Below are 12651 nucleotides of genomic sequence, written 5' to 3' on the forward strand. Positions count from 1 at the left end.
AGGGCGGGGGCGGCCGGTGGGTCCGCCCCCGCCCCGGTCCCTACGGCTTGGGCAGTGCGCAGCCCGCCCGGTTCAGGTCGATCTGGTTGCCGGCACCGATGCACGGCACCAAGGTGTACGTCTGCTGGGCGTAGTTGATGCCCTTGCGTACGGTCACGGTGCCGTCCTCGGCGACCTCGCACGGGTTGTTGTCCGTGCACCGCTGCCCGTCCTCGTTACCGGTGTTGTTGACGGCGACGACCTTGCCGGTCGCGTTGTCGATCACCGGGGACCCGGACGTACCGCCGATGGTCTGGCAGGCGGAGGTGTAGCGGACCGAGTCCTTCCAGGTCCACACCCCCTCCTTCAGCCGGTACGCGAACCCGTCGACGGCGCAGCTGTAGGTGCGCTTCCAGTAACCGGAGACGACGGTGATCGCCTTGCCCTGTGCCGGGCGCACGGTGTCGAGTTCGAGGGCCTTGATGCCGTAGGAGCTCTCGATCTGGGCGTAGGTGCGGGTCAGCTGGTACAGCGAGACGTCGGTGTCCGTCATCGTCCCGTACGCGATCTTGGATGCCCGCAGGGTGCCGACACCGCTGCCCGCGGCGTTCAGCAGGGTGAAGCTGCGGGTCGAGGACTTGTTGAGCACGACCTCGCCCGGGTCGGGGAAGCCGGTCTCCAGGCAGTGGCCGTTGGACAGCACGAGGGCGGGATCGCCCGGCTGCGACGAGGGCGCCCGGACGACGGAGCCGGAGCAGTTGCTGAGCGCGACCGTGCCGGCGAAGGTGGCCGCCGCGGCACGGGCCTCGGTCCTGTCCGGGCTCGTGGCCGTGGACGCCGCCGCGGGTGCGACGCCCGCCCCGAGGAACAGGACGGAAAGAAGTGCGCCGACGAGAGGCTTGTTCATGTGGGGGTCCCCTCCAGATGTGCCCGTGACCGGAGTTCTTCCGGCTTTGACATGCGCATGCTTGCGCATGGAGGGGTGCCCGACAAGGGGCGGGATCAAGCCGCGGGCGGATCAGGGCACCCGCCCGGCCCTCGCCACGGACCCGCGGCCCCCACCCGCGCGCCCTTCACGGCGGACCCCTTCCGCGCGGCCTTCACCCCGGCCCCGTGGACCCCGTCCGCCCGCCCCGGTCACCGGCCGCCCGAGGAGGACCCCCGCCAGCACGAGGCCCGCTCCGCAGAACTGTCGGGCGGTGAGCACGTCACCGGCGACCAGCGTCCCCAGCAGCACCCCCGTCACGGGGTTGAGCAGCCCCACCAGGCCGACCGTCGCGGCGGGCAGGTGCCGCAGACCGGCGAACCACGCGACGAAGGCGAGGGCCGTCGCCACCACGGCGACATAGCCGAAGCCGAGGAGGGCCGGACCGTCCAGGGAAGGCGGGGCGCCCTCCACGAGCACCGCGAGCGGCAGCAGCAACACCCCGCCCGCGATCAACTGCCAGGCAGTGGAGGCGAGCAGGTCGACCTCGCCGCCCCACCGCTTGGCCAGGACGTATCCGAGGGACGACAGCAGCATGGCCGCCACGGAGGCGACGACCCCGCCGGGCGAGGCCGGCGCCTCGCCGCCGAGCAGCATGAGCGCCACTCCCCCGGCCCCGACGACGACCCCGGCCAGGTGTCGCGCGTGCGGACGTTCCGCGACGAGCCCCCAGGCGACCGCCATCATGACCATGGGCGAGGTGGCCATGATCGTCGAGGCGAGGCTGGTCGGAAGCGTCTGGGCGGCGATGTAGACCAGGGCGAAGAAGACACCCGTGTTGAGCAGGCCGAGCACGGCACTGCGCCACCACCACGAACCCCGCGGCAGCTCCCTGCGGACCGCCAGGAGCAGCAGTCCGGCGGGCAGGGCCCTGATCACGGCGCCGTACAGGGGGTCACCCGCGGGCAGATAGGCGTGGGTGACGTAGTAGTTCGTGCCCCAGGAGACCGGAGCCGCCGCCGTGACCAGCGTCCAGCGCAGATTAGCTTCCATGGAAGTCATTATGCCTTCCCGGGAAGCTATAGTGAGGCCATGGCGGAACACCGCGAGGAACAGCTGGACCACGTGGCACGCATCCAGGCCGAATGGGCCAGGGAGCGCCCGGATCTCGACGTGCGCCCCCAGGCCGTGATCGGGCGGCTGCACCGACTGGGCGCGCTGCTCACCGAGCAGTTGTGCGCCGTGTACCGCCGTCACGGTCTGGGCGAGGGCGAGTTCGACGTGCTCGCGGCCCTCCGGCGCGCGGGCGAGCCGTACGAGCGGGCCCCGGGCGAACTGGCCGCGCACACCATGGTCACGACCGGCGCCATGACGAAGCGGATCGACCGACTGGAGCGCGACGGCCTCGTCAGCCGCCGCCGCTCGACGGCCGACGGCCGGGGACGGGTCGTGGCGCTCACCCCGGCGGGACGCGACCTGATCGACCAGGCCTTCGGCGCGCACATGCGCAACGAACGCCGGCTGCTGGACGCGCTGTCCCCCGAGGAGGCCGCACAGCTGGAGACGCTGCTGACCACCTGGCTGGCCCGCGTGGAGCCGCCGCCGGGCCCCTGACCCCCGGCGGGGCTCGGCCCCCGGGCGACGGACGGGCCCGGCAGACGGCGTACGGGGAGCGCGTTCCCCCTGTCTCCTGCACCGTCACGGCATGTGGGAAACCCCCGTGGTGTCTGCGTACTGTCGGACCATGACACTCGACCTCGACGCCTACTTCGCCCGCATCGGCTGGGCGGGGAGCGCGGACCGCCGCCCCACCGTGGAGGTGCTGCGGTCCGTGCACCGCGCCCACATGCTGGGCATCCCGTTCGAGAATCTGGAACCCCTCCTCGGCAGCGCCCCGTCCCTCGCGCTCCCGGACCTGGAGAAGAAGCTCGTACGCGGTGAGCGCGGCGGCTACTGCTACGAGCACAACACCCTTCTGGCCGCCGCCCTCACCCAGCTCGGGTTCCACGTCACGCTGCTGACCGCGCGCGTGGTCCTGGGCGCCGCCCCCGGCGACGTCCGGCCCCGCACGCACATGCTGATGAAGGTGGACGTCCAGGAGGGCGAGGAGGCTCCCACCTCCTGGCTGGCCGATGTCGGCTTCGGCTCGCACGGGGCGCTGCTGGAGCCGATCCAGCTGGTGGCCGACGCCGAGCTGCTCGACACCCCGCGCCGCCACCGGCTCGTGCACGCCCCGCACGACGGGCCGCTGGAGATGTGGGAGCTCCAGACGGACAAGGGCGGCTACTGGGAGCCGCAGTACGAGTTCACCCTGGAGCCGTTCGAGGCTCCGGACCACGAGGTCATCAACTGGCACATCGCGACGAACCCGCGCTCCCCCTTCCGGCAGGCGGTCTACGCCCAGCGCACCCTGCCCGGTCTGCACCGTGCCCTGTCCGGGCGGACGTTGGTCGAGACGGCCGACGACGGCACGGTCGAGGAGCGGCAGCTCGGCGACTCCGCGGAGGTCGTGCGGGTCCTGGCGGAGGACTTCGGCGTACGGCTGCCCGAGGGAACCGTCCTGCCCGGCTGACCTCGGGGGCGGCGCGTACGCGCCAGAGGCGGGGCGCTCGGACGGGGCGGGGCGGCGGTCGGGACCGCGGCCCCGGCTGCCGCCGCCCGCTGTTCCGGCCCCGGCCCCCAGGGGTTCCGGCCCCGGGCCGTACAGCCGCACCGGCCGCTCCACCGGGCCGCCGTGCCGGACCGCCGCCCACCGGGCCAGCCGCACCGCGGACGCGCCCCGCGCGCGATCAGCTCCCCGCACGGCGCCCGCGCGCCGTCGGCGCGCCCCGCGCGTCAGCCCGCGTGGCGCATCTCACCCGGTCCCGCGCCCCACGCCCGCATTCCAAGCCGCCGCGCCTTCCCGACCGGCCGTTCCCACGGTGCGCGGCGGGGGGCGGCATGCCGATGGAAGACCCGGCCCCCCGGCGCGCGTCCCCGGAGGGAGCAACCGTCAGGCAAACCGGGAGCACCGCGCGAAACACGGTCGTAAGCTCGCAGACATGCAGGTCATCCAGTCCACGAAGCTCTCCGGCGTCTGTTACGAAATCCGCGGCCCCGTGCTCGAAGAGGCCATGCGGCTCGAAGCGGCAGGTCATCGCATCCTCAAGCTCAACACGGGCAACCCCGCCGCGTTCGGGTTCGAGTGCCCGCCGGAGATCCTCGAGGACATCCTGCGCAACCTGTCGGGGGCGCACGGCTACGGCGACGCGAAGGGCCTGCTGTCCGCGCGCCGCGCGGTGATGCAGCACTACCAGACCAAGGGCATCGACCTCGGCGTCGAGGACATCTACCTCGGCAACGGCGTGTCCGAGCTGATCCAGATGTCGATGCAGGCACTGCTCGACGACGGTGACGAGGTGCTCGTCCCCGCCCCGGACTACCCGCTGTGGACGGCCTCGGTCTCGCTGGCCGGCGGCACGGCCGTGCACTACCGCTGCGACGAGCAGTCCGACTGGATGCCCGACCTCGCGGACCTGGAGCGGAAGATCACCGACCGCACCAAGGCGCTCGTGATCATCAACCCGAACAATCCGACGGGCGCGGTCTACGACGACGAGATGCTGCGCGGGCTGACGGAGATCGCCCGCCGCCACAACCTGGTCGTCTGCTCCGACGAGATCTACGACCGCATCCTCTACGACGGCGCGACCCACACGCCCACCGCCGCGATCGCCCCGGATCTGATGGTCCTCACCTTCAACGGGCTCTCCAAGAACTACCGGATCGCGGGCTACCGCTCCGGCTGGATGGCGGTCTGCGGCCCGAAGGCCCACGCCTCCTCGTACATCGAGGGGCTGACGGTGCTCGCCAACATGCGGCTGTGCGCCAACATGCCGGCGCAGCACGCGGTGGCGACCGCGCTCGGCGGCCGGCAGTCGATCAACGAGCTGGTGCTGCCGGGCGGGCGGATCCTGGAGCAGCGGGACATCGCGTACGACCTGCTGACGCAGATCCCCGGTGTGACGTGCGTGAAGCCGAAGGGGGCGCTGTACCTCTTCCCGCGGCTCGACCCCACGGTCTTCAAGATCAAGGACGACCGCCAGATGGTCCTCGACCTGCTGCGGGCCGAGAAGATCATGGTGGTGCAGGGCACGGGCTTCAACTGGCCGGAGCCCGACCACTTCCGGGTGGTCACCCTGCCCCCGGCCAAGGACCTGACGGACGCCGTGACCCGCATCGGGAAGTTCCTGGACGGCTACAGCCAGCCATGACCCTCACCCGGCAGGACCCGGCACAACTTTAGACTGAATCCAAGATAGGATGGGCTTACTGCAACGCCAGGAGGCCATCCATGTACGAGCCGATCCGTACCAAATCGGTCCACACATCGGCCGACGACGCCGATTTCCCCCACCGCAGCCGCGAGGACGAGCTGGACATCCAGCTCGCCGGCCACCTCGCCGCCCTGCTCGCCGTCACCGACGAGCTGGGGCTGACCTCGGACGGCGACCGCATCGCCGAGCAGGTCGCCCGGCTCCGCGCCGCCCCGCCCGCCCGTCACGCCGGCAGCAGCGGCGCGTCCCCGGCCGCCCTCCACCGTCGTGCCCACGCCCTCGCCGGCCGGGCCCTGGTGGTGGCCGCGTCCCGCGCCGACACGGCCGTCGCGATCCTCGCGGCCCAGGCCATGGACGTACACACCGCAGCCCTGGCGGGTGCACCCGCGCGGACCGCTCTGGTCGGCGCACCCTGACGGCCCCGGTCCACGGTCGCGAAGACACGTGGACCGGGTGCCACACACGCGCCGGGTGCGGTCGGCACCCTGGAGAAGGCCCGCGCAGCCCGGAAGGGCTTCGCGGGCCTCACGCTGTCAGGACGCGGTCGTGCCCCGGCCGTCAGGCGGCGGCGCGGACCCGCACGGTGGCCGTGGCGCTCGACGCGGTGTGCAGGTCGTCACCGGCGTAGGCGACCGTGTAGACGACCTCGCCCCGGACGGACGCCAGATCCCTGATCGTGAAGGTGCCGTCGGCCGCGACCGCCGCGGAGGTGAGGGCGCCGGTGCCCCTCTTGTCGGCCCGCTCCACCGACAGGGTGACGCCCGGGGGAAGCGCCCGGCCCTGGCCGGTCAGGGTGCCGGTGATCTCCAGGCTCTGGTTCTTCGTCGTCTCCGCCGGAGCCGTGAGCGTGAGGGCCGTCGGCGCCTTGGCCACCGTCACGGGCAGGGTGACGTCCTCGGCCGGCCGATGGGTGACGTCACCCAGGAAGGACAGGGTGTACGTGGCCTCGCCGACCAGCGAGGGGACGTCGAGGACGGTGAACGTGCCGTCGGCCGCGACCTCCACGGCCGCCAGCTTGCGGTCGCCGTTCGCGTCATGGCGTACGGCCGAGACCTTGACCGGCTCCGCGGGTGCGGGCCCGTCGAGTTCGAGCCGGCCCCGGATGCCGAGCGGTTCCCCGACGACGGGTGTGCCGGGACTGGTGGACAGCGCCCCGGTGAAGCGTGAGTCGTACTGGGCGGCCGGGGGCTGGATCACGTGCAGCCAGAAGGACGTGGCGGACGCGTTCATGGTGAGGGCGAAGAGCCGGGAGCCGTCTTTCGACCAGCCGAGCCCGCGCGGTACGACCCGGGCTCCGTCGAGTTCGCCCTCGAAGGCGAACTCGAGCGCCGAGGTGCCCTCCTCCGGGTCCGCCTTCTGGATCAGCAGGTCGGGTGCCGAACCGGTGGCCTCGGCGCCCCGCGCGATGTACTCGCCGTCACCGCTGAAGGCGACGGCGGACGCCTTCGCCCCCTCCGGCAGCGGGCCGTACGGCGTCGGGGCGTCGGACAGGTCGGCCGCGTCCAGCAACCGGGTGCCGTGGGCGGCGTCGGCGACCGCGATCCGGCTGCCGTCCGGGGACAGCGCCAGGTCCTTGAGGTCGAGGCCGCCCGCCCCCTCGCTGTCCGCGAACCGGCGCTGCGGCCCCCGAACGAGCGTGTCCCCGCTGCTGTCGAAGGTGGTGAGGTAGGGATTCGTCCCGGCCGTGCTCAGCGTCTGGCCCATGACCAGGGTGTCCGGGACCCCCGGCGTCGTCGCGAAGTAGAGCTTCCCCGTGCCGTCCCAGCCCGTCGAGGTGGGTGAGCCCAGGGTGCTGCCGTAGAGGTAGCTCCGGTACTGCTCGCACCCGCTGGCGGTCGGCGTCTCGGTGTGCCACACCTTGCCTCCCGCGTAGGCAACCTGGCGCCCGCACTCACCCCAGTAGAGCGTGGCCGTGTGCGTGGTCTTCACGTACGTCTCGGTGTCGTACGCGGCGATCCGGCCCATCTCCGACACGAAGAGCTTCGTGCTGTCGGCGGAGAGCGCCATGCCACCCACGGCGCCCTGCGAGCTGGGGAGCGCGGTGACCCGCTGGCCCTCGAAGTTGTAGACGAGCACCGACGACTTGGTGTTCAGGCTGCGGGTGTCGTCGCTGATGTAGACGCGTTCGTGCACGGAGTCGACCACCATGCTGGAGAACGACGTGATGGGCAGCTTGGCCACGTCGTCGTCCGCCGCGTGCGCGGCGGGTGCGGCGAGCATGGTGAGGCCCGCGCCCCCGAGTACGAGCGCGGCGAGCGTCGCGACACCGCGTCTCGTCTTCCCTGACCTGTTCAACTTTTTTCCCCCACAGAGTTGTTGGCGCCCCGTCACCCTGGGCGCGCGTGTGGGCATCATGCAACAGATGTGAAGGTTATGTGCGCAAGTTGTCGGCGATGTATGGACGTTCTCGCCCAATCCGGGCGGAGTCCCGACGCGGGTCAGGCCTCCGGAAAGAAAAGCGGCACCCGGAGCATCCAGGGCTCCGGGTGCCGTACCGCGGCGGGCCGCTGACCCCCACAGGTCAGGGCGGATGTCGACGGGACCCGCCACGGGGACGGGGGGGCGGGTCAGCCCAGGCGGCGGACCAGCGCGCGGTATTCGTCCCACAGCTCCTTCGGCGCGCGGTCGCCGAAGGTCTCCAGGTGGCCGGGGATCAGCGCGGCCTCCTCGCGCCAGACCTCCTTGTCGACGTCGAGCAGGAAGTCGAGGTCGGACTCGGACAGGTCCAGGCCCTCGGTGTCCAGGGAGCCCTTGGCCGGGAGGATCCCGATCGGCGTTTCGACGCCCTCGGCCCTGCCCTCCAGACGCTCGACGATCCACTTCAGGACGCGGCTGTTCTCACCGAAGCCGGGCCACACGAACGTGCCGGCCTCGTCCTTGCGGAACCAGTTGACGTAGTAGATCTTCGGCAGCTTGGACTGGTCCGGCTTGTCCGCGCCGACGTCGATCCAGTGCTGCATGTAGTCGCCCATGTTGTAGCCGCAGAACGGCAGCATGGCGAACGGGTCGCGGCGCAGCTCGCCGACCTTGCCCTCGGCGGCGGCCGTCTTCTCGGAGGCGACGTTGGCGCCGAGGAAGACGCCGTGCTGCCAGGTGAAGGACTCGGTGACCAGCGGGACGGCGGAGGCGCGGCGGCCACCGAAGAGGATCGCCGAGATCGGCACACCCTTCGGGTCCTCCCACTCCGGGGCGATGATCGGGCACTGGCCGGCCGGCACGGTGAAGCGGGCGTTGGGGTGGGCGGCGGGCGTGCCGGACTCGGGGGTCCAGTCGTTGCCCTTCCAGTCCGTGAGGTGCGCGGGCGGCTCCTCGGTCATGCCCTCCCACCACACGTCGCCGTCGTCGGTGAGCGCCACGTTGGTGAAGACGGAGTTGCCCCACATGGTCTTCATGGCGTTGGCGTTGGTGTGCTCACCGGTACCGGGCGCGACCCCGAAGAAACCGGCCTCCGGGTTGATCGCGTACAGCTGACCGTCCTCGCCGAAGCGCATCCAGGCGATGTCGTCGCCGATGGTCTCGACGGTCCAGCCGGAGATCGTGGGCTCCAGCATGGCGAGGTTGGTCTTGCCGCAGGCGCTCGGGAAGGCGGCGGCGACGTACTTGCTCTCGCCGCGCGGCGGCGTGAGCTTCAGGATCAGCATGTGCTCGGCGAGCCAGCCCTCGTCCCGGGCCATGACGGAGGCGATGCGGAGTGCGTAGCACTTCTTGCCGAGCAGGGCGTTGCCGCCGTAGCCCGAGCCGTAGGACCAGATCTCGCGGTCCTCGGGGAAGTGCGAGATGTACTTCGTGGCGTTGCAGGGCCAGGGCACGTCCGCCTCGCCCTCGGCCAGGGGGGCGCCGAGGGTGTGGACGGCCTTGACGAAGAAGCCGTCGGTCCCGAGCTCGTCGAGGACCGCCTGGCCCATGCGCGTCATGGTGCGCATCGAGACGGCGACGTACGCGGAGTCGGTGATCTCGACGCCGATCGCGGAGAGCGGCGAGCCGACGGGACCCATGCAGAACGGGACGACGTACATCGTGCGTCCGCGCATGGAGCCGCGGAAGACGCCCTTCTCACCGGTGAAGATCTCCCGCATCTCGGCGGGGTCCTTCCAGTGGTTGGTCGGGCCCGCGTCCTGCTCCTTCTCGGAACAGATGTAGGTGCGGTCCTCGACGCGGGCGACATCGCTCGGGTCGGAGGCGGCGTAGTACGAGTGAGGGCGCTTGACCGGGTCGAGCTTCGTGAAGGTGCCCTTGGCGACGAGCTCCTCGCACAGGCGCTCGTACTCGGCCTCGGAACCGTCGCACCAGACCACGCGGTCCGGCTGGGTGAGAGCGGCGATCTCGTCCACCCAGGAGACGAGCTCCTGGTGCCGAGTGGGAACAGTGAGGGGAGCCGCGATGTCTCGCGCCACGATCGCTCCTTGTAGAGAGGGTGTGTTGTCAGGCCCCGTGGGGGCTGCGACCCGGATGCTTACCCCTTCAACTACCCCTGGCGCTCATCCGGTGCCGACCGCACTCATTTGATCATCCGACCATCGCGCCCATATGTCCAGAGGGCCGCACACGTGAGCATCGCCACTCGGACCGGGTACCTACGGAGGCGTAGGTACCATGCGGACATGACTTCTGCCGCCTCCGGACCCGTCGAACTCACCGACCCGGTCCCGGTCAAACCACGGATGCGCGGGTGGCTGCACGCCGGAATGTTCCCCGCGGTGGTCATAGCCGGCATCGTCCTGATCGTCCTGGCCGACAGCACGCGTGCGCGGGTCGCCTGCACCGTCTACGTACTCAGCGCCTGCCTGCTGTTCGGTGTGAGCGGCGTCTACCACCGGGGTACGTGGGGGCCGCGCGGCGAGGCGGTGCTCCGCAGACTCGACCACGCCAACATCTTCCTGATCATCGCGGGCACCTACACACCGCTCGCTCTCCTGCTGCTGCCCGAGTCCACCAGCCGCCCGCTCCTGTGGGCGATCTGGGGCGCCGCGGCGGCCGGTATCGCCTTCCGCGTCTTCTGGGTCGGCGCCCCCCGCTGGCTCTACACCCCCTGCTACATCGCCATGGGCTGGGCCGCGGTGTTCTTCCTGCCGGACTTCCTGCGCACCGGGGGCGTCGCGGTGCTGGTCCTCGTCGTCGTCGGTGGGCTCCTCTACAGCGCGGGGGGCGTCATCTACGGCCTGAAGCGCCCGAACCCGTCCCCGCAGTGGTTCGGCTTCCACGAGGTGTTCCACTCGCTGACGCTGGCGGCGTTCGTCGCGCACTACGTCGGCATCTCGCTGGTCGCCTACCAGCAGAACTGAACGGTCCCGTACGGCGAAGGGCCCGGCCGCCGGCCGGGCCCTTCGCCGTACGTCCCGCGTCAGCCGCCCAGCTTCACGGCGAGCTCCCCCGCGTCCGTCGTCGGCGCGTCGCACACGAAGTGGCGGCAGACGTACGCGGTCGGCGCACCGCCCACCAGCGGCCGGTCCACCAGCAGCGGGAACTCGGACCCCGCGTCCGGCCCCTCCCCCGCCGCGACCACGGCGCCGGGAGCCGGCCCCAGCAGCGCCGTGCGGTGCAGCTCCCCGGAGACCGGGCCCGCCACCGCCACCTCGCGCGGCCCGTCCAGCAGGGCTTCGGCGACCGCCAGCCCCCAGCCGATGAACCGTGGGGCCTTCGGGCCCAGCGCCGCGACGATCCCGAGCGCCCCCTCGGCCGCCGTGCGGTGCGCCTCGGAGCCTGTGTGGGCGGCGTACGAGAGCAGTGCGCCCGCCGCGGCGGTCCAGCCGGCCGGGGTGGCGCTGTCGGTGGGGTCCTGGGGGCGCCGGATCAGCTGTTCCGCGTCGTCGGCGGTGTCGAACAGCTCCCCCCGCTCGCCCCTGAAGTGCGCGAGGACGATGTCCAGCAGGAACCCCGCGAACTCCAGCCAGACCCCCTCGCCCGTGACCGAGGCGAGCGCGAGGAAGCCCTCGGCGACGTCGCCGTAGTCCTCCAGCACCCCGGCGTTGTCCCCGGCCCGGCCGTCCCTGGAGGTGCGGCAGAGCCGGGCGACGTCGCCCATGTGCACGCGCACCAGCAGGTCGGCGGCCTCGGTGGCCCGCTCCACGAGGTCCGGACGGTCGAAGTACGCCCCGGTCTCGGCCAGGGCCGCGATCGCCAGGCCGTTCCAGGCGGCCACGATCTTGTCGTCCCGCTCGGGCCGGGCGCGCAGCTCGCGCGCCGCCAGCAGACGGGCCCGCACATCGGCGACCCGCACCGGGTCGGCCTCCTCCTGCCCGTTCCGGGCGAGCCGCAGGACGGAGGACCCCTCCTCGAAGGTGCCCTCCTCGGTGACGCCGAAGTACGCGGCGGCGAAGGCCGCGTCCTCCTCTCCCAGCACCTCGCGCAGTTGCTCGGGGGTCCACACGTAGAACGCGCCCTCGACGTGCCGCCCCTGCGCGTCCTCGCTGTCGGCGTCCAGCGCGGAGGCGAAGCCGCCCTCGGCCGTCCGCAGCTCGCGCACCATGAAGTCGGCGGTCTCCAGGGCCACCCGGCGGGCGAGGTCCGATCCGGTGGCGCGCCACAGATGGGCGTAGACGCGGCACAGCAGGGCGTTGTCGTACAGCATCTTCTCGAAGTGCGGGACGACCCACTCGCGGTCCACCGAGTAGCGGGCGAAGCCGCCGCCGAGCTGGTCGTAGATCCCGCCGTGCGCCATGGCCGCACAGCTGTCGGCGGCCATCTGCAGGGCGCCCTCGGCCCCCGTACGGGCGTGGTGGCGCAGCAGGAACTCGATGACCATGGACGGGGGGAACTTGGGCGCGCCGCCGAAGCCGCCGTGCCTCTCGTCGTAGTCCCGGGTCAGCCGCAGCAGGGCCTGCGCCAGCTCCGGTTCGCCGGGCAGTTCCGTCCCTCCGGCGGTCAGGGAACGGCCGGCGAGATCCTGCACGATGCGCCCGGCCACCTCCGCGACCTCCTCGCGCCGGTCGGTCCAGGCGGCCACGACCCCCTCCAGCACCTGCTGGAAGGAGGGCATGCCGTGACGGGGCTCGGGCGGGAAGTAGGTGCCGAAGTAGAAGGGTTCGCCGTCGGCGGTCAGGAAGACGGTCATCGGCCAGCCGCCCTGACCGGTCGCGGCCTGCACGGCCTCCATGTACACGGCGTCGACGTCGGGCCGCTCCTCGCGGTCGACCTTGACCGGCACGAAGTGCGCGTTGAGGTAGTCGGCGACGGTGGCGTCCTCGAAGGACTCGTGGGCCATCACATGACACCAGTGGCAGCTGGCGTACCCGACGCTGAGCAGCACGGGCACGCCGCGTCGGCGGGCCTCCTCGAACGCCTCGGGCGACCACGGCCACCAGTCGACGGGATTGTCGGCGTGCTGGATGAGGTACGGGGAGGTGGTCTGCGCAAGTCGGTTGGCCATACCCCAATCCTTGCGCACCGAGGACGGCGGCGGGGGGACGGGCTCACCGTGGACGGAGGTCCGCC

10 protein-coding genes are annotated in these 12651 nt (G+C 71.8%); 5 read left to right on the forward strand and 5 right to left on the reverse strand.

Annotated elements, in window-relative coordinates; genetic code table 11:
• Window positions 1–40: 40 nt before the first annotated feature.
• A complete protein-coding gene (locus tag ACFY8O_RS03630; RefSeq protein WP_387898450.1) occupies window positions 41–886 on the reverse strand; it encodes a S1 family peptidase in 846 nt (281 codons plus the stop codon).
• Window positions 887–997: 111 nt separating this feature from the next.
• Window positions 998–1957, reverse strand: coding sequence for a DMT family transporter (locus tag ACFY8O_RS03635; protein ID WP_387898452.1), 960 nt, complete (start codon window positions 1955–1957; stop codon window positions 998–1000).
• A 39-nt stretch (window positions 1958–1996) separates the two neighbouring features.
• Between ACFY8O_RS03635 and ACFY8O_RS03640 the strand changes: the two genes are divergently transcribed.
• The 4 genes from ACFY8O_RS03640 (at window position 1997) to ACFY8O_RS03655 (ending at window position 5636) form a co-directional block, all read left to right on the forward strand.
• Window positions 1997–2518, forward strand: coding sequence for a MarR family winged helix-turn-helix transcriptional regulator (locus ACFY8O_RS03640; RefSeq protein ID WP_145803700.1), 522 nt, complete (start codon window positions 1997–1999; stop codon window positions 2516–2518).
• A 130-nt stretch (window positions 2519–2648) separates the two neighbouring features.
• Entirely contained in the window at window positions 2649–3476 is an 828-nt protein-coding gene (locus ACFY8O_RS03645; RefSeq protein WP_387898455.1) for an arylamine N-acetyltransferase family protein, read from the forward strand.
• Window positions 3477–3945: 469 nt separating this feature from the next.
• Entirely contained in the window at window positions 3946–5157 is a 1212-nt protein-coding gene (locus ACFY8O_RS03650; protein ID WP_387898458.1) for a pyridoxal phosphate-dependent aminotransferase, read from the forward strand.
• An 80-nt stretch (window positions 5158–5237) separates the two neighbouring features.
• On the forward strand, window positions 5238–5636 hold the full coding sequence (locus ACFY8O_RS03655; protein WP_145803705.1) for an SCO4983 family protein: 399 nt from the start codon (window positions 5238–5240) through the stop codon (window positions 5634–5636).
• A 142-nt stretch (window positions 5637–5778) separates the two neighbouring features.
• On the opposite strand, the gene ACFY8O_RS03660 is transcribed toward ACFY8O_RS03655, so the two are convergent.
• Complete coding sequence (locus ACFY8O_RS03660; RefSeq protein ID WP_387898461.1) at window positions 5779–7515, reverse strand: Ig-like domain repeat protein; 1737 nt, start codon at window positions 7513–7515, stop codon at window positions 5779–5781.
• Window positions 7516–7787: 272 nt separating this feature from the next.
• A complete protein-coding gene (locus ACFY8O_RS03665; RefSeq protein ID WP_387898463.1) occupies window positions 7788–9614 on the reverse strand; it encodes a phosphoenolpyruvate carboxykinase (GTP) in 1827 nt (608 codons plus the stop codon).
• Window positions 9615–9821: 207 nt separating this feature from the next.
• Here ACFY8O_RS03665 and trhA point away from each other — a divergent pair, with 207 nt between their 5' ends.
• The gene (gene trhA, locus ACFY8O_RS03670; protein ID WP_387898466.1) at window positions 9822–10502 is read left to right on the forward strand and encodes a PAQR family membrane homeostasis protein TrhA; all 681 of its coding nucleotides are present in this window, start codon (window positions 9822–9824) and stop codon (window positions 10500–10502) included.
• Between the two features lie 59 nt (window positions 10503–10561).
• Here trhA and ACFY8O_RS03675 read toward each other — a convergent pair whose 3' ends face one another.
• A complete protein-coding gene (locus tag ACFY8O_RS03675) occupies window positions 10562–12586 on the reverse strand; it encodes a thioredoxin domain-containing protein (RefSeq protein ID WP_387898469.1) in 2025 nt (674 codons plus the stop codon).
• Between the last annotated feature and the right edge of the window lie 65 nt (window positions 12587–12651).

The organism is Streptomyces argenteolus, from assembly GCF_042902585.1.
Taxonomy (GTDB): Bacteria; Actinomycetota; Actinomycetes; order Streptomycetales; family Streptomycetaceae; genus Streptomyces; species Streptomyces argenteolus.